Raw genomic sequence first — 19385 nt, 5'->3', positions numbered from 1 at the left:
AAAGCTGGCAATTTCCTTGTGATCCGTTCTGGCCGAAGCTCTCTCCATCGAAAAGGAGATCACTCATGGTTCACACTGTTTCAGCAAACGGGGTCCGCAGGACTGCCCTTGTGCTAGGCGCCACAGGCGGCATTGGGGGTGCGATCACTACCCAGCTCATCCGGGATGGATGGCAGGTTCGCGCCCTATGCCGCGACATCGAAGCGGCGACGTCCGGCTGGCGTCATGATTGCCCGGCGCCACAATTCGTGGCGGGCGACGTCATGGATGAAGCCGCTGTCGTGCGTGCCGCCACCATGCAGGACGGCGTCTCAGCCATCGTGCATGCGGTCAATCCGCCGGGCTATCGAAACTGGTCATCGCTCGTGCTGCCGATGATCGACAACACGCTGGCGGCCGCCCGCGCGGCGGGTGGCGCCCGCATCGTCCTGCCCGGTACGGTCTATAATTATGACCCGGCGCGCACGCCCGTGATCGACGACAACACGCAGCAGAATGCGCGTACAAAGAAGGGCGAGACCCGCATCGCGCTCGAACGCACGCTGGTGCAGGCCGCGCCGGAAGTTCCGTCGCTCATAGTAAGGGCGGGAGACTTTTTCGGGCCGGCGGCACGAGCAAGCTGGTTTGCACAGGCGATGGTGAAGCCGGGGCAGCCGGTGCGGAAGTTCATCAGCATGGCGCCCGGCGTTCCGCATGCCTACGCCTATCTGCCCGATCTTGCGGCGGCCTTTGCCGGACTGCTGTCGATCCCCGAGCGGTTGCGGCCTCACGAAACGGTTCAGTTCGCCGGTCACTGGGATGCGACAGGCACGCAGATGCGCGACGCGGTCCGCCGGGTCGTCGGCAAGAACGTGCCCGAGCGCGCATTCCCATGGTGGATGATGCGTCTTGCGGCCCCCTTTGGCGGGTTCCCAAAGGAAGCACTGGAGATCGAGCCGGTCTGGAAGCATCCGATGCGCCTGGATAACGGACGTCTCGTGGACCTGCTCGGCACAGAGCCGCATACGCCCCTCGACCATTCCATCGCGGCGACTCTGGGCGACATGGGCTGCCTTGACCGCCCGCACCAGGGCGCTGGCTTTGCCTTCGCCTGACACTCACTGAAAGGAGACAGAGATGACCTGGAAGACCTATCTGATTGCGCAGGCGCTTGGCGTCGCGGCGTTCAATGCCCTCTGCAACGCGGCCTATACCGCCTATCTTTGGCGCGCAGAGCCGGTGCTGCCTCTTGACCTCATCGGTGCGGACCTTGCCATGACGCCGATCTGGATCGGCCTGCTGTCGGTGCTGCTGGGCACACCGTTCATCAGGAAGGCGCTTGCGGACGGGCGGATGATGCGCGACGCGGGGCTTCGCGCTCCTCCGCTGGCGACCTTGCTGCCGCGCAATCTGGTTGTCCGCGCGATCGCCGCAGCCAGCTTGTGCGCCGCGATGTTTGCCCTGCCGCTGGCGCTGGTTCTGCCTTGGCTTGGCGATGGGCTGCTCACGCAGGTCACTGCAATCGGCAGCAAGGTGATCATCACCATCGTGTCCAGCCTAATCATCGTGCCGTTGGTTGCCTATGCCACGATTGCAGATATGCCGGCCACAAAGGTCGCGCACGTTTCACGTAGCTGACTTCAGCCAGTTGGCGGATTGCCCAGGCTTTCCGACGCTTTCTGGGTCACGCGTCATGGCGGGCTAAAGGTCTTTAATGGCATCGCCGAAATCGGCATTCCGCTCGATATCCTCAGCCATGCCGAGGGCGGCCGTCGCGTCGCCACCCAGCCTTACTTGTCGGCCATCGTCCGCCGTGGCCACAATGAGGACCGCGCCGCCTGCCTGAGCTGCCGCGCGCAATTCGGCAGCGATCATGCGAGCCCGATCCGGTGCAAAATCGTAGATCGCCCGATCGGCCCGAACGACCAGGACCACCCTCCCGGTGTCGAGGTCATGCGAGATACCGACTGTCATAGCGCGATCCGCTGGACGTCTGCCGGCACCAGGGAAGGACTGATCGACGACATGACCTTACCGCGAGGCAACAGCTTTGCGCCGGGCAACGCCGGACTTACCAGTCGGCTCAACCACATCGCCGAGGTTCTGGAGTGTGAATGCCGGGCGGGTCGGCAGCTTCACGATCAGTTCCAGCTTTCCACCGATCGCCTCGACATAGCTGCGAAGGGTGGAGAGGTACATGTCCGCCTGCTTCTCGATCTTCGAAACTGAAGGCTGCTTGATGTTCAGCGCCGTCGCGATGTCGGCCTGGGCCTTGCCGGCGATCTGGCGCAGCTCGCGCAGGCCTTCGACTTCCTGCTTGAGGATCTGATAGCGCGCCTCGATCTCCGCCTGCTCATCCGCGGGGAGTTCAGCGATGAATTCGTTCAGGCTCCGTGCCATCTCACTTTCCCTTCTTTGCGGATTTCAGGTTTTCCAGATGGTCGGAAAACCGTAAATCCGCTTTTGCGATCAGGCTCCTGTAGAAGCGCTTCTGGCTTCCGCCCGACTTGTCGCCGGCCACGAGCACGATCGCGTTTCTCTCAGGGTCGAAGGCGAAGGCTGCTCGCCATTCGCCATCGGCCGCCTCGAACCGCAGCTCCTTCATATTGGCGTGTCTGGACCCCTTGAGCGTGTCTGCGTGGGGTCGGCCAAGCTGCGGGCCGAAATCGGCGAGCAGCTTGGTGGCGGCGACCAGCGCGATACGGACGTCTCGCTCGAAGGCCAGAACCTCGTCCTCAAAGGCCGAATGCAATCTGACTTCCCAAGTCATATAGCCTCCAGGCTATGCGAAGTCAATGGGAAGGATGCGCGGCGCGGCCGGCGACGCCGTGGTCACGCGACGGCAACTTTCAGCCCAGGCATCGAGATCGTCGACCGCGTAGCGGACCCATTTCCCGAACTTATGGAAGATTGGCCCGCCACCCAGCGAGCGGTAGCATTCCAGCGTATGCGCTTCGAGGGCGAGGTAGCGGGCAGCCGCCTCGGTATCGACGAAGCGGATCGGTCCGGCGTCATCGACGAACCTGGCGCGACGCAGGATGTCGGCCGTTGGCCACCGACGCTGCTGGTTGGCGTCACGCATGGTTCGCCTCCTTTGGCTCGTCGCGCTTGGTGCCAGGAGGGACGGCGCGGTTCTCCCCGGAGCGATGTCGGAACGGCCGATAGTTTCCGAGCTTGGTGCGCGAATCGTACTGGCCGTCCTCATAGCCGAGAGGTTTGCCAGTCGCGGTCAGCACCGGCTCGATGACCTCGATCTCTGGCGCCACCGAAGGCACTTCCACAACCTGAGCCGGCGCAGGGGTGGAAGGCGGGCTCGCCAAGTGACCGCCAAGCAAAGCCTGCCGTCGCTGGTTCACCGCTTCCGCCGCAGCGCGAACCGGGTCGTCCTCGGTGTGCACGTACTTCATGAACATCGTCACCGTCTTGTGGGCGGTGAGCGCCATGCCGACCTTCACGGGTATGCCGGAGTTGGCGATATCGGTCGCCGAGCGATGCCGGATGCCATGCGTTCCGATATGCGGGAGCCCGGCACGCTCAAGGATGCGGCGCCAGCCCTGATAATAGGTGTGCTTCGACATCGGCAGGTTGGGGTCGAAGACGGACGGGCAGACGAAAGGCGATTCTTCAAGGAGCGGTGCGGTCTCGAAGAGCCGCTGCGCTTCGGCGCTCATGGGCTTGGACATGCCACCGGTCTTGCTGTCGGGCCAGACCACGCGCCGGTTGTCATAATCGACCCACGACCATTCGAGCTGGAGGATCTCCGACATGCGCGCCGCGAATTCGAACTGGAGCCGAATGGCCAGCAGAATGAAGGGATGCTCAAGCCCCTCCGCCTCGGCACGCGCAAGATACGCGAAGAGCTTCTTCATCTCGCTGTCGGTGATCAGCCGGGTCTTTCCCCGTTCCGGGAACTTCGGGACGTGGCGGCAAGGGTTCGACCCGTCGGGGCGCATGCCCCAGACCTCGGCCATGTTGAACATCTTCCGCACGGCCGCCAGGACGCGGTTCGCATTCGTCGGCTTCGTCGACATCTTCTTCATCAGGTTCGAGATGTCGGCGCGGGTGACGTCGGGCACCTTCAGTTGGCCGAGCACCGGGATGATGTAGCGCTTGCCGTAGCCACGGTTCGAATGGACGGTGGACGGCTTGTTGCGGCTCTCCGAGTAGTCGGTGATGAAGCGGTCGAAGAGTTCTTTGACCGTGGGCGCCTGACGAGCCGTAGCTCGCTCGGCGCTGGGATCGACGCCGCGGCGGACTTCGGCCAACCAGTCCTGGGCGATCCCTCGGGCCTGCTCGACGGTGATCTCACCGTAGCGGCCGATAGCGGGCTTTCGGCGCTGTCCATTGTGGGCGACATAGGCCACCATGAAGATCTTGCGGCCGGCGGGCGTGACCTTGACAAGGAACCCGGGTATCGTCGTATCCCGGAGTTCGTAATCGCGCTCCTGCGGGCTTGCGGCGTCGACAGCGGTCTTGGTGAGTTTGATTTTGGGCATTCCTAACCTCCGATGAGGTCGGTTTTCAGGTGCAACATAGGTGCACCTAGAAAGCCAACCGTGGCGTACATCCGGTTAGGTATGGGTGACTCGATATCCGAAAAAAGCTAGTGCTGACAGTCGGTTATCGGGAAAACGGATACCCCCGGATACACAAAGGATAGGGCATCTGGGGTCTCTCAAAATCGAGTTCCGCAAGGAGTGCTGGTTCGATCCCGGCTAGGGGCACCATTTTATTCGCGGGAGGAGCGGAGACACTTGTCCATGCTCGAACGGCGCGACACCTACGACGCCCTCTATCGCGACTTCCACTGGCGTATCCCTGAGAAGTTCAACATCGGCACCGCGGTTTCGGATCGCTGGGCCGCGGTCGACCCCAATCGTCCAGCGCTGCTCGGCTACCGCTCCGAGGGAACAGCCGACACGCTGTCCTTCGGCGATCTCGCGCGCCGCTCCAACGCGCTGGCCCATGCCTTGAGGGCACGCGGTGTGCGTCGTGGCGACCGCGTCGCGCTGCTTTTGCCACAGAGCTTCGAGACGGCGATCGCCCATGTCGCCATCTATAAGCTCGGCGCCATCACTGTGCCGCTGGCACTGCTGTTCGGCGTTGAGGCGCTTGAATACCGGCTGCAGACGGCGGGTGTCCGGGCCATCGTCACCAACGGGGCGGGCTTTGCCAAGGTCGGCCTGATCAAGGGCCGCCTGCCGGAACTCGAAACCGTCGTCGTGGTCGACAGCGGCGATGCCAACGACTTCCATCGCCTCGTTGCCGATCATTCGCCGGTCTTCGCCGCCGAGGACACGGGGCCCGACGATCCGGCGATGATGATCTTCACCTCGGGAACGACCGGACCGCCCAAGGGTGCGCTGCATGGCCACAGGGTGCTGCTCGGCCATCTGCCCGGCATCCAGATGGCGCAGGAGTTCTTTCCCCAGCCAGGCGACCTGACCTGGACACCCGCCGACTGGGCCTGGGCCGGCGGCCTGCTCAACCTGCTTTTGCCCAGCCTCTATTTCGGCTTGCCCGTGGTCGCCGCGCGTTTCGAAAAATTCGATCCGGAGGCTGCCCTGTTGCTCGTCGAAAAGGTGCGGGTTCGCAATGCCTTCATCCCGCCGACAGCACTGCGCATGCTCAAGACAGTGCCCGACATCCGCAAGCGCTTCCGTCTCGGCCTGCGCAGCATCGGCTCCGCCGGCGAGTCGCTTGGTCGCGAGACCTATGACTGGGCGGCGACCGAACTCGGCCTCACCGTCAACGAGTTCTACGGCCAGACCGAGTGCAACGCGGTGCTCGCCTCCTGCGCTGGGCTCGGCCTCACCAGGGGCGGGGCTATCGGCAAGGCCGTGCCTGGCCACCGTGTCGCCATCATCGATGCCGAGGGCCGTCGTGTGCCAATGGGCGAACCCGGCCAGATCGCCATTGCCCGGCCCAACCCGGTGATGTTCCTCGAATATTGGCAGAACCCCGAGGCGACCGAGAAGAAGTTCATCGGCGAGTGGATGACGACGGGCGATCAGGGCATCGAGGACAGGGACGGCTACGTCACCTTCTTCGGCCGCGACGACGATGTCATCACCTCGGCCGGCTTCCGCATCGGCCCCGGCGAGATCGAGGATTGCCTGACCGGCCATCCGGCGGTGGCGCTCGCCGCTGCCGTCGGCAAGCCCGACGCGCTGCGCACCGAGATCGTCAAGGCTTATGTCGTGCTGAAGCCCGATGTCGAGCGTAGTGCTGCACTCGCCGAGGAGATCAAGCTCTGGGTGCGCGAGCGCCTGTCGGCGCACGAATATCCACGCGAGGTCGAGTTCGTCGATTCCATGCCGCTGACCACCACCGGCAAGGTCATCCGCCGGATCTTTCGCGAACGGGCAAAACGCGAGGCGAGGGACGGCGCGGCGCATCCTCTTGGACGCGCAAAGGACAGCGTCGCATCTTGATCTGGTGCATGGTCCTTTCCGAAAATCGAAGCCGATTTTCGGGGCCATGCATTAACGCCGCCTGAGCAGGCCGCGCATGCGGTCGCGCAGCTTGGCGGCGAGCCTGCGCGTCTGGCGATAGAGATGCAGTTGCGAGGCGGCCTGACGCGTGGCACGGTCGACGTCGGGCGTCAAACCGACCACGAAGGTGCCCATCGGCTTGCGCTCGCTCCACATCTTGCTGACCATCGGATGGTCGGGCACGGCGCAGGAATCGGTCATGACGATGTTGGGATCGTCGAGATGCTGGCCAGTCACGCCCATCATCAAGAGCACGCCCGGCGAAAAGGCCGACAGGCTTTCGTCATAGGCGATCTTCCAGGTGTAGGCGACGCCGGCCTCGATGAAGACCACCAGGCTCGCCACGGTGCGGCCATCCAGCGTCAGCGAGTGGACGCGGCAGAGGTCGAGCTCCGACATGCGGTGCACCGCCTCGCGCACAAAAGCGGCGCGATAGCGGTCGATTACCATGGCGGTGCGCTTGCGGCCCTTCCAGCCGGAGGCTTCCAGCGTCAGGAAGCGCTCGATGGCGTCGCGGACATCGTCTTCGCTGCGGGCGACCTGATGCTCGACCTCGCCCTGTTCGGCGAGGCGACGGCCGAGGCGGCGGAATTCCTTGAAGTGACGGTTGCCGAGCGAGGACTTGAGATAGTCGTCGCCCTCGAGGTCGCTTTCGAGGAACGGCCGCTCGAACGCGCCTGTCAGCACCAGCGGCAGGCCCCTGGTCTCGGCGACCGAGCGCAGCATGCGTGCGACCGCGCCGTCGAGGCGCATGTCGGGCAGCACGAACACCTTGGGCAGCTTGAGATGCGGTCGCGCCAGCATGGCGAAGAAATCCTCGATCACGCCTTCGGGGTCGTCGCGGTCGATCAGGGGCGTGCCTAGTGGCCCGAACGGGCTCGACCAGGTCCGCATGACCGGCACGCCCAGCGGGATCGCCGGTTTCTCGACCGAATAGGGCACCAGAAGGCGTAGCCGGCTGCGGTATTCGTTGCCGTCGCGGATGACGGCGAGCCTGACCTCGCGGTCCTCCAGCCTCGGCATGGCAGGCGCCAGGAAACGCGGGTTGAAGAAGACGTTGGGCTCGATGGTGCGGGCGCTGAGATGGTCCAGTTCTTCCACCAGGTCGAAGCCGGCGGAGGCCGGATAGATGGCGAGCCGGCGCAGGGGCCTGTCGTTGGCGACCAGCTCCATGTGGGCCGCATCGGCCGCACTGGTGGCTGCGCCGGCCAGGCCGGCGATCATGGTCCCAGCGGGGCCGCCGCTGGTCTCCTCGAGAAGCGGGATGGCAACCATCACACTGCCTCCGTCTTTTGCCTGGCGGGAATGAAGACGAGCATGACGATGCCGAGCCGGCGCCACACGGTAAATGACAGCGCGCTCGCTTCGAAGATCATCGCGGCCGACGTCGAGATCGCCGCACCCCAGAGGCCGAGCGTCGGGATCAGCACGACGTTCAGGCCGATGTTGATGGCGAGCGTTGCGGCATAGACGACGGCACAGACATTCTGGTTGCCGCTCATGGTCAAAAGGCTTTCGCAGGGACCGACTGCCGAGCGCGCCACGACGGCTGCCACCAGCAGGAACAACAGCGGATAACCGGCGTCGAATTCCGGGCCGAACAGGAACAGCAGCGGCTTGCCGAGCAGCAGCACGAGAAGGCCCATCAGCAGCGACGGCCAGAACGTCCACGACACGGTCTCGCGGGCGAAGCCGGCGAGCCTTGCCGTGTCGCCGTGGCTGAACTGGGCATAACGCTGGGCAACGCCGGCCTTGACCGCGAAATAGACGAAATGAACCAGCGCCAGCGTCTTCACCGTGGCGAAGTAGACGGCCACCTTGTCCGGTTCCATGTAGAAGCCGACCATCAGCACGTCGGCATTGGTGAGCAGGAAGAAGAAGCTTTCGACCAGGAAGATCGGCAGCGAGATCTTCAGCCAGTAGCCCAGCTTGATGGTGCGTGGTCCGGCCGGGACACGCTTGTCGGTACGGGCGGTGACGCGCACAAGCTGGCTGACTGTTGTGATGTAGGAGGCGATGATCGAGGCGATCACGGCGTTGGCCGCGGTCGGCGCGTAGCCGAGCCAGATCATCATCGCCATGAACACCAGCATCAGCACCGGGCGGGTGATGTAGGTCGGCACCAGCGCGGCAAAGCCCCAGGAGTTGGCCCGCGCCAGCCCTTGCAGCACGTCGGACAGCGCGATCATCGGCAGACAGAACATGCCGAGCATGAAGGGGATGACGTAGTAGCTTTCGATCATGCCCGAAAACAGCCAGACACCGGCTATGCCGATGGCGGCGATGATGCTGGAGGCCACCAGAGTGAACAGGCGGCTGGCCAGAAGCACGCCGCGCAGTTCGGCCAGCATGCCTTTTTCGCGATATTCGGGGATGAAGCGGATGACGGAGGTGTGGAAGCCGAAGCAGGACAGCGAGCCGACGATCACCATCGCCACCCACACCAGCACGAAGATGCCGTATTCGAAGCTGCCCATCCAGCGCGCCAGGAGCACCTGGCTGACGAAGGCGATGGCGGCGCTGACGATGCGGACGGCGAAGGCAAACAGCGACATGCGTCCGGCTTCGCCGCGCTCGTCGGTGCTGAACAGCACCGCGTCGACACGGTGCAGGAGCGGCATTGCGCGCGAGGCAATCGGCCCCGGCAGCAACCGCTCCGCCGTCATCGCTGCGGAAAAACGCACTCCATACACTCCAGTTTCCGCTGTTTTCGCTGACGGGTCTAACCGAGAGCGATTAAGAAACGGTTGGGTGGAACTGCGGGGGAGGGGCGGTTGATCTCGGAAGACGAACGCAAATCGATGCTGAGGGCCCATTCGATCGGTCCGACGATGATCCGCTATCTCGAGGAAATCGGCATCGAAAGACTGGCTGAGTTGCGCGGAGCCGATCCGCAGGAAATCGCCATGCGCATGAACATCGCGCTCGGCCGCCGGCATATCAACAGCATGGGTGTTGCGGCGCTGCGCAACCTGATCGAATTGGCCGACAGCGAAGCCGGCTGAGCCGCATGCCCAAACAAAACGGCGGCCCAAGGGCCGCCGTCTCAAATCAGTGTCGTCGCTGCCGATCAGGCGAAGGTGCCGTGGCAGTGCTTGTACTTCTTGCCCGAACCGCAGGGGCAGGCCTCGTTGCGGCCGACGCGGCCCCAGGTCGAGGGATCGTTGGGGTTGCGGTCTTCGGCGGCGACCACGCGGCTGTCGGCAAGCACGGCCACCGAGCCTTCGCCGAAATCGTCCTCGCCGGTCGTGCCGTCGATGTGATGGCCGAACATCTCGGGCGCTTCCGGCGGCGGGGCGTCCGCGGCCTGGCGCACCAGTTCGACGCGCATCAGCTGCTGGGTCACGGCCTGGCGGAGATTGCCGAGCATCGCCTGGAACAGCTCGAAGGCTTCGCCCTTGTACTCGTTCAGCGGGTCACGCTGGGCGTAGCCGCGGAAGCCGACGACGGAGCGCAGGTGGTCCAGATTGACCAGGTGCTCGCGCCACAGGTGGTCGAGCGTCTGCAGCACCACGGAGCGTTCGACATAGGTCATGACGTCGGGGCCGAAGCGCTCGGCGCGGTCGGCGGCTGCCTGGTTGGCGGCGGCGGTGATGCGCTCGTGCACCTCTTCCTCGGCGATGCCTTCTTCCTTGGCCCATTCGTCGACCGGCAGGTCGAGATTGAGGTTCTGAAGAACGCTTTCCTTGAGGCCGGCCACGTCCCACTGCTCGGCATAGGCGTTTTCGGGGATGTGCTTGGCGACCAGATCGTCGATCACGTCGTTGCGCATTTCGGCAACGGTATCCGACAGGCTCGTCGCATCCATCAGCTCGATGCGCTGCTCGAACACCACCTTGCGCTGGTCGTTCTGCACGTCGTCATATTTGAGCAGGTTCTTGCGGATGTCGAAGTTGCGCGCCTCGACCTTCTTCTGGGCCTTTTCCAGCGCCTTGTTGATCCAGGGGTGGATGATGGCCTCGTCTTCCTTGAGGCCGAGCTTCTGCAGCATGCCGTCCATGCGCTCGGAGCCGAAGATGCGCATCAGGTCGTCCTGCAGCGACAGGAAGAACTTCGAGCGGCCCGGATCGCCCTGGCGGCCCGAACGGCCACGCAGCTGGTTGTCGATGCGGCGGCTTTCATGGCGTTCGGTGGCCAGCACGTAGAGGCCGCCTGCGGCCAGGGCCTTTTCCTTGAGACGGGCGACGTCTTCGCGGATCGCCTTTTCGCGGGCGCTGCGCTCGGGGCCTTCAGGCAGGTCGGCGAGCTCCTCGGCGATGCGCATGTCGGCGTTGCCGCCGAGCTGGATGTCGGTGCCGCGGCCGGCCATGTTGGTGGCGATGGTGATCGCGCCGGGCTTGCCGGCCTGGGCGACGATCGAGGCTTCGCGCTCGTGGTGACGGGCGTTCAGCACCTCGAAGTTCTTGAAGCCGTCCTTGCGCAGGCGCTCGGCCAGCTGCTCGGACTTCTCGATCGAGGTGGTGCCGACGAGCGTCGGCTGGCCCTTGGCGTTGGCCTCGCGGATCTCGCGGACGATCGCCTTGTACTTCTCCTCGACGGTCCGGTAGACCTCGTCGTCCTCGTCGATACGGCTGACAGGCAGGTTGGTCGGAACCTCGGTCACGTCGAGATTGTAGATGTTGCCGAATTCTTCCGCTTCCGTCAGCGCCGTACCGGTCATGCCGGCGAGCTTTTCGTACATGCGGAAGTAGTTCTGGAAGGTGACCGAGGCCAGCGTCTGGTTTTCCGGCTGGATCGCCACGTGTTCCTTGGCTTCGAGTGCCTGGTGCAGGCCTTCCGAGAAACGGCGGCCCGGCATCATGCGGCCGGTGAACTCGTCGATGATGACGATTTCGCCGTCCTTGACGATGTAGTCCTTGTCCTTCTGGAACAGGCGATGGGCCTTCAGCGCGTTGTTGACGTGATGGACCATGGCGACGTTCTCGACGTCGTACAGCGACTCGCCCTTGAGCAGGCCGGCGGCGCGCAGCAGGTTCTCCATCTTCTCGGTGCCTTCTTCGGTGAAGATGGCAGTCTTCTGCTTCTCGTCGACCTCGTAGTCAGACGGAACCAGGTTGAGGAGGAAGGCGTCGACCGTGTTGTACATTTCCGAGCGGTCCTCGAGCGGACCGGAAATGATCAGCGGCGTGCGGGCCTCGTCGACCAGGATCGAGTCGACTTCGTCGACGATCGCAAAGAAGTGACCGCGCTGCACCATCTGGGCGCGCTCGTACTTCATGTTGTCGCGCAGGTAGTCGAAGCCGAGTTCGTTGTTGGTGGCGTAGGTGATGTCGCAGGCATAAGCTTCGCGGCGCTCTTCGTCGGACAGGCCGTGCACGATGATGCCGACCGACAGGCCGAGGAACTTGTAGAGACGGCCCATCCATTCGGCGTCGCGGCGGGCGAGGTAGTCGTTGACGGTGACGACGTGCACGCCCTTGCCGGTCAAGGCATTGAGGTAGACGGGCAGGGTGGCGACGAGCGTCTTGCCTTCACCGGTGCGCATCTCGGCGATGCCGCGGCCGTGCAACACCATGCCGCCGATCATCTGGACGTCGAAGGGACGCATGCCGAGCGCGCGCTTGGCGCCTTCGCGCACCGTGGCGAAGGCAGGGACCAGAAGGTCGTCGAGCGAGGCGCCGTTGGCGATGTCCTGGCGGAACTGCTCGGTCCGCGCCCGAAGCTGGTCGTCGGTCAGCGCCTGCAGTTCATTTTCCATTGCAGTGATCGCTTCCACCCGGGGCCGGGTCGACTTGACGCGGCGGTCGTTGGAGGAACCGAAAATCTTACGGGCGAGACCGCCGAGACTGACCATCAAGTGGTCCTTTCAATTCGAATGAAGCCGACTGTCCGCCGGCCGAACCTGCCTGGGAACATAGGGTGGCAGACTCAACACGAAAAGCGCCCGGAAAAACCCTTCTGGACGCGAAGACGATGGACAGATAAGAGGGGGCACAACTTATGTCAACGTTGCAGAGAGCCTGCCGGAGACGCCAAATTCCGCCACATTCGCGTTGATTTGGATGCGCGGTCATTACCCACCGGAGAGTCTAGATGTCTTTTTCGTTCCGTAGCGCCTCGCTTGCCCGTATCGGGCTCGCTGCCGGGCTCGTAGCGCTGTCGTCGCTTCCGCTCGCAGCGCAGGAGAGCGCTCCTGCTGCCCAGCCGGCGGCGCCTGCCGCGGCAGCGGTTGATCCGAACGCGGTCGTTGCGACCGTCAACGGCCAGCCGATCACCGAAGCCGACATCACGCTCGCCGAAGGCGACCTTGGCGCTCAGTTCGGCCGCCTGCCGCCCGAGCAGCGCCGTGCGGCGGCCCTTTCCTCGATCATCGAGATCCGCCTGATGGCAGCCCAGGCCGTCACCGAAGGCCTCGACAAGGCGCCTGAGTTCCAGCGTCAGATGGCGTTCCTGACCCAGCGCGCCCTGCATGGCGAACTGGTTGACAAGGATGTTGCCGGCAAGATCACCGACGAGGAGATCCGCGCACGCTACGACAAGGAAATCGCCGCCCAGACCCCGGTCAACGAGGTTCATGCCCGCCACATCCTGGTGAAGACCAAGGAAGAGGCCGACGCGATCATCAAGAAGCTGGACGGCGGCGAAGACTTCCAGAAGCTCGCCAACGAAAACACCACCGACCCCAGTGGCAAGACCTCGGGCGGCGATCTCGGCTTCTTCGGCCCTGGCCAGATGGTGCCGGAGTTCGAGAAGGCAGCGTTCGCTCTCGAAATCGGCGCCTACACCAAGGAGCCGGTGCAGAGCCAGTTCGGCTGGCACATCATCAAGGTCGAGGACAAGCGCACCCAGCAGCCGCCGGCATTCGAGGCGGTCAAGGAGCAGGTCAAGTCGCTGGTGATCCGCGAGAAGTATGTCGAGCTGGTCAAGAAGGTCCGCGGCGAAGCCAAGGTCGACGTCACCGACCCGGAACTCAAGAAGGCCATCGACGCCATCGACGCGCAGAAATAATCCAGCGTCGAACGGATTTCACAAAGGGCGGTGCCTCCGGGCGCCGCCCTTTTTCGTTGCGGGTTGCCGCAACTTGATCGGCCCGTCTGGTGTGTTCTCACCTTGCCGGTGGCCGAATGACCTCGGACATTGCCATTGGCAGAGTAAGCTTTCTCGGTTGTGCCGAGCCCGAACGCCCCGCTTGGAGGAACGTCGCATGCCGTCGGCCGAACTGATCCTCGCGTTCCTCGCCACCGCGGCGATCTTCGCCTTCATTCCCGGACCGGCGATGCTCTACGCCGCCGCCCAGACATTGGCTCGTGGACGACGCTCCGGCTTCATGGCGGCACTCGGCATCCATATCGGCGGCTATTTCCACGTCATTGCAGCTACCGCCGGCCTGTCGTTCCTGTTCCATGCCGTTCCGTGGCTCTATCTGGCCGTCAAGCTCGCCGGTGCCGCCTATCTCGTCTGGCTGGGCATCTCGATGTTCAGTGGCCGCAAGCAGGGCGATTTCGATCCATCAGGCATCGGCCAGAAATCCGGTCGTCGCGCCTTCGTCGAAAGCGTCGCGGTCGAAGTGCTCAATCCCAAGACGGCCATCTTCTTCATGGCCTTCCTGCCGCAGTTCATCGACGCATCAGCCGCGTTCCCTGTCTGGGCTCAGTTCCTGATCTTCGGGATGCTGGTCAACACCATGTTCACCGTCGCCGACATTGTCGGCGTGGTCTTGGCCGGCTTCCTGATCGGCCGCCTGCGGCGGTCGAGCCGGGCGCAAAGGCTGATGCAGTGCGCCGGCGGTGCCGTGCTCGTCGGCCTCGGCGTGCAGGTCGCACTGCAACGGAGCTGACGCGCAGCCGGCAGGCCTCAGCGATACTTTGTCGAGGCCATGAAGTCCGCGTCGCTGCCGGCGGCCAACGCTCCGGCAAATTCCGGAACACGCAGCAGGACCATCATCGCCCAGAACAGTGGCCAGTCGGCCGGGCGGCAGAACTGGCTGCCCACCGCCTTGGCCGTCCGGCGGTTCTCGTTGAAGGATGCTGCCACCGCACTCAGCGCCGCGCTCAGCCTGTTGCGATCAGGCGCCTTGCGCAGCTTCATCCGCGCATGTTGGTAGCCCTTGTTGCGCCTGACGTCCCAGAGAAACGGCAGGCCCTCATAGGCATGGATCGACACGGCCCGGGCGTCCAGGTCCATAACGACGCCGTCGTGGATCATCGCATTCTGCCTCACATGAGCGCTGACGAATGGCCCGAGCTTGGCCTCGTATGGGTAACGCTCCAGCAGCGGCCGCTTGTAGAGTGCGCCATTGTTGCTGACATGGGCGATCCGGCCTTGCCCGTCCCGGCATTCGAGGAAGCCGCGGTCGAGCAGCGACATCACGCGCTTCATCATCGTCTCGTCGCCATAGGATGTGCGTCCGGAAATCGCCTCCACCTGGGGCCGTTGCACCAGTGACGTGTAGAGCGTGGCAAGCCAACCCGGTCTGGGCAGGCAGTCGGCCTCGACGACGGCGACGAGCTGATGGCTGCAGTGGTTAAGGCCTGCGTCCTTCAGTTGTGATGATTCATGGGAGTTGTGGGCGGCAATTGTGACGGACGTGCCCAGATGGCTGATCAGCGGGTCGTTTTCGATCCCGGATGCATGGCCGGTGGGTAGCATCACGACGATCTCTGCCGGGATGCCGTTCGCATCTCGTCCGTAGGCCCGCAACGCCCGTCGCAATTCGGCGTCGCCATCGTCGGTCAAATAGTCGGAAACGATGATCAGGCTGACAGGCAGCACGGGCGGCGTAAGCGATGTCATCTGGTCTCAGGCCTTGATGCCGTGCACGATCACGCGGATCGCCTTGCGCAGCGTGGCGTCGTCTTCGTCGAGGCGGCCGGTCAGGAGATGCACCCAGGCATAGGATGACACCATGTCGGCGATCTGGCTCGGCTCGATGTCGGCGGCCACTTCGCCACGCGCCTTGGCGCGCTCGATCAGCTTGCCGGTGTGGGCGCGGCGGCCGGCGGAGTATTCGGCGAGGGCCTCGGCGGCCGCAGGGTCCTGCTGGGCCTCGGCCACGAGCGAGCGGAAGATGTTGCCGGCTGGTGTGTCGCGCCACTGCGAAAACAGGCTTTTGGCGAAGATGAACAGGTCTTCCTCGATGGCGCCGGTGTCCGAATAGGTGATGTCGCGCTTCTGGCGCTGGTAGACCTCGAGCAGAAGCGCGGTCTTGCTCGACCACCAGCGATAGATCGTCGGCTTGCCGGCCCGGGCGCGGCGGGCGACGGCCTCGATGGAAAAGCCTGAATAGCCGTTTTCGATCAGCACCGCCTCTGCCGCCTCGAGGATGGCTTCGGCGCTTTCAAGGCTGCGGCGCGCGCCGATCGATTTCCGCGTGGCTTCCGGTTCAGTGGCCATCTGGGTCTCCGTTCGAGGACAATCCTTACACCACCTCTTGACGAAACGAAACGGCCCGTTTTATATAACGAAACGTTTCGTTCCGATGGAGTTTGAAATGACCGCTTCCGCAACACGCTTCTCCCGTCCGCGCTTCGCCCTCATGGTGCTGCTCGGCGTCTATCCGCTGATCACGGCACTTCTCTACCTCGTCATGCCGCTGACCGAGGGCTGGTCGATCTGGCAGCGTACGCTCGTCATCGCGCCGATCATGGTCGGTTCAATGATCTGGGGCCTGATCCCCAGCGTCCAGCGCCTGTTCCGCCGCTTTCTCAATCCGGCGGTGAATTGAGGCTTGGACCACGTCTTCGTGAGGCAAAACGCCTTGCGAAGCCTCGCGCTATCGGGCAAACGGTGCCGATCTCAACCGTTTCCCGAGCCCGCAGAGGTTCCCTGATGTCGACAGCCGTTTCCCCGCTCGCCCCCAAGAAATACCCCAAGATGCCCGCCATCGAAGGCGTGCGCATCGCCACTGCCGAGGCGGGGATCAAGTACAAGGGCCGCACCGACGTGCTGGCCATGGTGTTCGACGAGGGCACTGCTGCTGCCGGCGTCTTCACCCGCTCCAAGTGCCCGTCGGCGCCTGTCGACTTCTGCCGCCAGAACCTCGCGGGCGGCAAGGCCCGCATCCTGGTGGTCAATTCCGGCAACGCCAATGCCTTCACCGGCAAGAAGGGCCGCGAAACGACCTCGCTGACCGGCCAGGCCGCGGCAAAGGCCGCCGGCTGCACCCCAGGTGATGTCTTCCTCGCTTCCACCGGCGTCATCGGCGAGCCGCTCGATGCCGGCAAGTTCAGCCACCTGCTGTCGGGCATGGTCAAGGATGCCAGGCCTGACCAGTGGACCGAGGCCGCCAAGGCGATCATGACCACCGACACCTATCCCAAAGTGGTCACCGCAACCGTCAAGCTTGGCGATGCCGACGTCACCATCAACGGCATCGCCAAGGGCGCCGGCATGATCGCGCCCGACATGGCGACCATGCTGTCCTTCGTCGCCACCGACGCGCCGATCGCGGCAGAGGTGCTGCAGGACATGCTGTCGCGCGGCACCGCCAAGACCTTCAATGCGGTCACCGTCGACAGCGACACCTCGACCTCCGACACGCTGATGCTGTTTGCCACCGGGGCTGCGGCCAAGCGCGGCGCGCCCAAGATCACCGATCCCAAGGATGCGCGCCTCGGCGCTTTCCGCCGGGCGCTCAACAAGATGCTGAAGACTCTCGCCATCCAGGTGGTGCGCGACGGCGAAGGCGCGCGCAAGCAGATCGAAGTTACCGTTACCGGCGCCAAGTCGGCACGCTCGGCCAAGCGCATTGCGCTGTCCATAGCCAATTCGCCGCTGGTCAAGACCGCCGTAGCCGGCGAGGATGCCAATTGGGGCCGCGTCGTCATGGCCGTCGGCAAGGCCGGCGAGCCGGCCGACCGCGATCTGCTGTCGATCTGGTTCGGCGACAACCGCCTCGCCCACAATGGCGAGCGCGACACGAACTATTCGGAAGAGGCGACATCGGCCTATATGAAGGGCGACAACGTCGTCATCCGTGCCGACATCGGTATCGGCCGTGGCAAGGCGACCGTGTGGACCTGCGACCTGACCAAGGAATATGTCGCCATCAATGGCGACTACCGGAGCTGACGTGAACCAGAACCACCCGTCGCACGAACTGGCGATCGTCCGCCGCTACGAGGCGGCGGGCTTCCGCGCCTGGCCGGCGGCGGCCGTCCACTATGACGGCACCTGGCTTGTGCGGCTGACGGCAGGCCACCCGGCCAAGCGGCTCAACTCCGTCAATCCGCTCGATCCGGCCGACATCCGCAACATTCCCGACCGCATTGCGCGCGCCGCCAGGCGCTTCGAGGCCTATGGCCGGCCGCTGACCTTCCGCATGTCGCCTTTGTCGGGGCCGATGATCGCTGCCCATCTCGACCGCGAGCGCTGGAGCGTATTTGCCGAATCCATGGTGATGCGCCTGTCGCTCGACGACGGTCTTGTCGACGGCGCCATGGACCAGATCCCGCTCAAGGACATCGGCCGCTTCGTCACGGCCTCGATGGCGGTCCACGGCCTTGATGCATCGCTCCGTCCCGGCCTGTCCGAGATCATCGGCGCCATCCAGCCGGAAGCCGGCATGTTCGTGCTCGAGCAGAACGAACAGCCGGTGACGTCGGCCATCTGCGTGCACGACAACGATCTGGCCGGCTTGTTCGAGATCGCCACGACAGAGGCCGAGCGCGGCAAGGGTTTTGGCCGCAGACTCATCCTGTCGGCGCTGAAATGGGCCCGTCTGCGCGGCGCCCGCCAGGCCTGGCTGCAGGTCGAGGCTTCCAACGCGGAAGCGCTGCGCCTCTACACCAAGATGGGCTTCAAGGAAGTCTATCGCTATCACTATCGCCGCCCGCCGGAGGCCTGAAGTGTCTGACAAGCCAAAACGCATGCTGCTGGTCGCCGCCTGCGCGCTCGTTGATACCGACGGCCGCGTGCTGCTGGCGCAGCGTCCCGAGGGCAAGCAGCTCGCTGGCCTGTGGGAATTTCCCGGTGGCAAGGTTGAACCGGGCGAGACGCCCGAAGAGACGATCATCCGTGAATTGCACGAAGAGATCGGCATCGAGACCAAGGCCGCCTGCCTCGCACCGCTGACCTTTGCCAGCCACAGCTATGACGACTTTCATCTGCTGATGCCGCTCTATGTCTGCCGGCGTTTCACCGGCACGCCCGAGCCCAGGGAAGGGCAGGCGTTGAAGTGGGTCAGGCCCAAGCAGATGCGCGACTATCCGATGCCGCCGGCCGACGAACCGCTGATCCCGTTCCTGATCGACCTGCTGTGAAACCGGCATATTAGCCAGCGTTAAGGCAAAGTTTATCCAATCGTGAAAAATTGAAGCGTGGCCGCTTGTCTCGGCTGCGCGTCGACATTCTTTCGCGGGGACTTTGCCGATGCAGGCCGATGAGGAGTGGGATCTGATCCGGCCCGAGCGCCAGTCCACTGCGGTCAGGGCGACTGCCGGCATCCTGCGCGTCACCTTGCTGTTCGGCTTTGTCGCCGTTGCAATGGCGCTCATCGTCACGCCGCTGCTCGAGGGCAGGACGCGGCCGCAGATCGGCCAGGCCCGCTTCGACGGCCTCGACTTCACCGCCACAGGCGCGATTGCCCGTTCGTCGAACTATACCTTGCGCCGCAGCGTCCTCCAGCAGTCGCCGCAGGCGCTGTGCGTCATCTACGAAAACGGCAGGCGTTCCGGCCAGTGCGGCTAGGCTTCTTGAATCGGACAGATGGCCTTCATCGCCCGTTAAGCCTGTGTCGTTAACCTTCCTTAATCAGTGGCCGCTATGGTCCAATAGCAACGAGACGGGTGGACGCGACCGATGATCTGGCGATTCCTGAAAGACGAGCGCGGTGCTACGGCCATCGAATATGGCTTGATCGCAAGCCTGATCGGTCTGGCGATCGTCGGCAGCTTTTCGCAGCTGGCCGATCAGCTCCAGGCGCTTTGGGGCGACAACAACGGGGAAATCCAGAAGGGTCTGAACAAGTACTAG

At 64.1% G+C, this 19385-nt stretch carries 21 protein-coding genes and 1 pseudogene; 12 read left to right on the top strand and 10 right to left on the bottom strand.

The window, feature by feature from the left end:
- Window positions 1-65: 65 nt before the first annotated feature.
- Together B015_RS0120265 and B015_RS33900 are read left to right on the top strand one after the other, a co-directional pair.
- Window positions 66-1094, top strand: a complete 1029-nt coding sequence (locus tag B015_RS0120265; protein ID WP_026227531.1) for an NAD(P)H-binding protein — start codon at window positions 66-68, stop codon at window positions 1092-1094.
- A 22-nt stretch (window positions 1095-1116) separates the two neighbouring features.
- Window positions 1117-1617, top strand: coding sequence for a hypothetical protein (locus B015_RS33900; protein WP_018429565.1), 501 nt, complete (start codon window positions 1117-1119; stop codon window positions 1615-1617).
- A gap of 63 nt (window positions 1618-1680) precedes the next feature.
- On the opposite strand, the gene B015_RS0120250 is transcribed toward B015_RS33900, so the two are convergent.
- The 5 genes and pseudogenes from B015_RS0120250 to B015_RS0120230 all read right to left on the bottom strand — a co-directional run.
- Window positions 1681-1953 (bottom strand): hypothetical protein, encoded by a 273-nt coding sequence (locus B015_RS0120250; protein WP_018429564.1) that lies wholly within the window; start codon window positions 1951-1953, stop codon window positions 1681-1683.
- A 57-nt stretch (window positions 1954-2010) separates the two neighbouring features.
- Window positions 2011-2379, bottom strand: coding sequence for an XRE family transcriptional regulator (locus B015_RS31260; RefSeq protein ID WP_018429563.1), 369 nt, complete (start codon window positions 2377-2379; stop codon window positions 2011-2013).
- Window position 2380: 1 nt separating this feature from the next.
- Window positions 2381-2749, bottom strand: a complete 369-nt coding sequence (locus B015_RS0120240) for a type II toxin-antitoxin system RelE/ParE family toxin (protein WP_018429562.1) — start codon at window positions 2747-2749, stop codon at window positions 2381-2383.
- Between the two features lie 12 nt (window positions 2750-2761).
- Complete coding sequence (locus B015_RS0120235) at window positions 2762-3061, bottom strand: helix-turn-helix domain-containing protein (RefSeq protein ID WP_018429561.1); 300 nt, start codon at window positions 3059-3061, stop codon at window positions 2762-2764.
- Between the two features lie 277 nt (window positions 3062-3338).
- A pseudogene (locus B015_RS0120230) lies at window positions 3339-4475 on the bottom strand (tyrosine-type recombinase/integrase); the annotation flags it as partial.
- A 264-nt stretch (window positions 4476-4739) separates the two neighbouring features.
- On the opposite strand from B015_RS0120230, the gene B015_RS0120225 reads away from it, so the two are divergent.
- The gene (locus B015_RS0120225) at window positions 4740-6413 is read left to right on the top strand and encodes an AMP-binding protein (RefSeq protein ID WP_018429559.1); all 1674 of its coding nucleotides are present in this window, start codon (window positions 4740-4742) and stop codon (window positions 6411-6413) included.
- Between the two features lie 51 nt (window positions 6414-6464).
- Here the strand turns inward: B015_RS0120225 and B015_RS0120220 are convergent, their stop codons facing one another.
- Window positions 6465-7748 carry a GNAT family N-acetyltransferase gene (locus B015_RS0120220; protein ID WP_018429558.1) on the bottom strand — a complete coding sequence of 428 codons (1284 nt, stop codon included), beginning with the start codon at window positions 7746-7748 and terminating at the stop codon, window positions 6465-6467.
- Complete coding sequence (locus B015_RS0120215) at window positions 7748-9157, bottom strand: lipopolysaccharide biosynthesis protein (RefSeq protein WP_026227530.1); 1410 nt, start codon at window positions 9155-9157, stop codon at window positions 7748-7750. Before B015_RS0120215 ends, B015_RS0120220 begins: the two co-directional genes overlap by 1 nt.
- Before the next feature lie 90 nt (window positions 9158-9247).
- Between B015_RS0120215 and B015_RS0120210 the strand changes: the two genes are divergently transcribed.
- A complete protein-coding gene (locus tag B015_RS0120210; RefSeq protein ID WP_018429556.1) occupies window positions 9248-9478 on the top strand; it encodes a hypothetical protein in 231 nt (76 codons plus the stop codon).
- A gap of 65 nt (window positions 9479-9543) precedes the next feature.
- On the opposite strand, the gene secA is transcribed toward B015_RS0120210, so the two are convergent.
- Window positions 9544-12267 carry a preprotein translocase subunit SecA gene (gene secA / locus B015_RS0120205; protein ID WP_018429555.1) on the bottom strand — a complete coding sequence of 908 codons (2724 nt, stop codon included), beginning with the start codon at window positions 12265-12267 and terminating at the stop codon, window positions 9544-9546.
- 239 nt (window positions 12268-12506) lie between these two features.
- Between secA and B015_RS0120200 the strand changes: the two genes are divergently transcribed.
- Together B015_RS0120200 and B015_RS0120195 are read left to right on the top strand one after the other, a co-directional pair.
- A complete protein-coding gene (locus tag B015_RS0120200; protein ID WP_018429554.1) occupies window positions 12507-13421 on the top strand; it encodes a peptidylprolyl isomerase in 915 nt (304 codons plus the stop codon).
- A 196-nt stretch (window positions 13422-13617) separates the two neighbouring features.
- On the top strand, window positions 13618-14250 hold the full coding sequence (locus B015_RS0120195) for a LysE family translocator (protein WP_026227529.1): 633 nt from the start codon (window positions 13618-13620) through the stop codon (window positions 14248-14250).
- A 17-nt stretch (window positions 14251-14267) separates the two neighbouring features.
- Here the strand turns inward: B015_RS0120195 and B015_RS0120190 are convergent, their stop codons facing one another.
- Together B015_RS0120190 and B015_RS0120185 are read right to left on the bottom strand one after the other, a co-directional pair.
- A complete protein-coding gene (locus B015_RS0120190) occupies window positions 14268-15206 on the bottom strand; it encodes a hypothetical protein (RefSeq protein WP_018429552.1) in 939 nt (312 codons plus the stop codon).
- 6 nt (window positions 15207-15212) lie between these two features.
- A complete protein-coding gene (locus B015_RS0120185; protein ID WP_018429551.1) occupies window positions 15213-15806 on the bottom strand; it encodes a TetR/AcrR family transcriptional regulator in 594 nt (197 codons plus the stop codon).
- A gap of 97 nt (window positions 15807-15903) precedes the next feature.
- Here B015_RS0120185 and B015_RS0120180 point away from each other — a divergent pair, with 97 nt between their 5' ends.
- From B015_RS0120180 to B015_RS0120155, 6 genes are all read left to right on the top strand, one after another.
- Window positions 15904-16137 (top strand): hypothetical protein, encoded by a 234-nt coding sequence (locus B015_RS0120180; RefSeq protein WP_040456968.1) that lies wholly within the window; start codon window positions 15904-15906, stop codon window positions 16135-16137.
- A gap of 104 nt (window positions 16138-16241) precedes the next feature.
- The gene (argJ, locus tag B015_RS0120175; protein ID WP_018429549.1) at window positions 16242-17483 is read left to right on the top strand and encodes a bifunctional glutamate N-acetyltransferase/amino-acid acetyltransferase ArgJ; all 1242 of its coding nucleotides are present in this window, start codon (window positions 16242-16244) and stop codon (window positions 17481-17483) included.
- The gene (locus tag B015_RS0120170) at window positions 17464-18258 is read left to right on the top strand and encodes a GNAT family N-acetyltransferase (protein ID WP_018429548.1); all 795 of its coding nucleotides are present in this window, start codon (window positions 17464-17466) and stop codon (window positions 18256-18258) included. The genes argJ and B015_RS0120170 overlap by 20 nt, the downstream gene beginning before the upstream one ends.
- Window positions 18259-18280: 22 nt before the next feature.
- Window positions 18281-18673: an 8-oxo-dGTP diphosphatase MutT gene (mutT, locus tag B015_RS0120165; protein WP_040456964.1), complete on the top strand. Its 393-nt coding sequence runs from the start codon at window positions 18281-18283 to the stop codon at window positions 18671-18673.
- A gap of 109 nt (window positions 18674-18782) precedes the next feature.
- Complete coding sequence (locus tag B015_RS0120160; protein ID WP_018429546.1) at window positions 18783-19100, top strand: hypothetical protein; 318 nt, start codon at window positions 18783-18785, stop codon at window positions 19098-19100.
- Between the two features lie 111 nt (window positions 19101-19211).
- Window positions 19212-19385 (top strand): Flp family type IVb pilin, encoded by a 174-nt coding sequence (locus B015_RS0120155; protein ID WP_018429545.1) that lies wholly within the window; start codon window positions 19212-19214, stop codon window positions 19383-19385.

Source organism: Hoeflea sp. 108 (assembly GCF_000372965.1).
Taxonomy (GTDB): Bacteria; Pseudomonadota; Alphaproteobacteria; order Rhizobiales; family Rhizobiaceae; genus Aminobacter.
This window is presented reverse-complemented; position numbering and strand designations above follow the sequence as displayed.

Excerpts from the sequence above, each read along its gene's own strand:
- B015_RS0120235 (WP_018429561.1), bottom strand. The coding sequence starts at position 3,061 with ATGCGTGACGCCAACCAGCAGCGTCGGTGGCCAACGGCCGACATCCTG.
- B015_RS33900 (WP_018429565.1), top strand. The coding sequence starts at position 1,117 with ATGACCTGGAAGACCTATCTGATTGCGCAGGCGCTTGGCGTCGCGGCG.
- B015_RS0120160 (WP_018429546.1), top strand. The coding sequence starts at position 18,783 with ATGCAGGCCGATGAGGAGTGGGATCTGATCCGGCCCGAGCGCCAGTCC.
- secA (WP_018429555.1), bottom strand. The coding sequence starts at position 12,267 with ATGGTCAGTCTCGGCGGTCTCGCCCGTAAGATTTTCGGTTCCTCCAAC.
- B015_RS0120170 (WP_018429548.1), top strand. The coding sequence starts at position 17,464 with ATGGCGACTACCGGAGCTGACGTGAACCAGAACCACCCGTCGCACGAA.
- B015_RS0120240 (WP_018429562.1), bottom strand. The coding sequence starts at position 2,749 with ATGACTTGGGAAGTCAGATTGCATTCGGCCTTTGAGGACGAGGTTCTG.
- B015_RS0120185 (WP_018429551.1), bottom strand. The coding sequence starts at position 15,806 with ATGGCCACTGAACCGGAAGCCACGCGGAAATCGATCGGCGCGCGCCGC.
- B015_RS0120220 (WP_018429558.1), bottom strand. The coding sequence starts at position 7,748 with ATGGTTGCCATCCCGCTTCTCGAGGAGACCAGCGGCGGCCCCGCTGGG.
- B015_RS31260 (WP_018429563.1), bottom strand. The coding sequence starts at position 2,379 with ATGGCACGGAGCCTGAACGAATTCATCGCTGAACTCCCCGCGGATGAG.
- B015_RS0120190 (WP_018429552.1), bottom strand. The coding sequence starts at position 15,206 with ATGACATCGCTTACGCCGCCCGTGCTGCCTGTCAGCCTGATCATCGTT.
- B015_RS0120195 (WP_026227529.1), top strand. The coding sequence starts at position 13,618 with ATGCCGTCGGCCGAACTGATCCTCGCGTTCCTCGCCACCGCGGCGATC.
- B015_RS0120155 (WP_018429545.1), top strand. The coding sequence starts at position 19,212 with ATGATCTGGCGATTCCTGAAAGACGAGCGCGGTGCTACGGCCATCGAA.
- B015_RS0120250 (WP_018429564.1), bottom strand. The coding sequence starts at position 1,953 with ATGACAGTCGGTATCTCGCATGACCTCGACACCGGGAGGGTGGTCCTG.
- B015_RS0120200 (WP_018429554.1), top strand. The coding sequence starts at position 12,507 with ATGTCTTTTTCGTTCCGTAGCGCCTCGCTTGCCCGTATCGGGCTCGCT.
- mutT (WP_040456964.1), top strand. The coding sequence starts at position 18,281 with ATGCTGCTGGTCGCCGCCTGCGCGCTCGTTGATACCGACGGCCGCGTG.
- argJ (WP_018429549.1), top strand. The coding sequence starts at position 16,242 with ATGTCGACAGCCGTTTCCCCGCTCGCCCCCAAGAAATACCCCAAGATG.
- B015_RS0120265 (WP_026227531.1), top strand. The coding sequence starts at position 66 with ATGGTTCACACTGTTTCAGCAAACGGGGTCCGCAGGACTGCCCTTGTG.
- B015_RS0120180 (WP_040456968.1), top strand. The coding sequence starts at position 15,904 with ATGACCGCTTCCGCAACACGCTTCTCCCGTCCGCGCTTCGCCCTCATG.
- B015_RS0120225 (WP_018429559.1), top strand. The coding sequence starts at position 4,740 with ATGCTCGAACGGCGCGACACCTACGACGCCCTCTATCGCGACTTCCAC.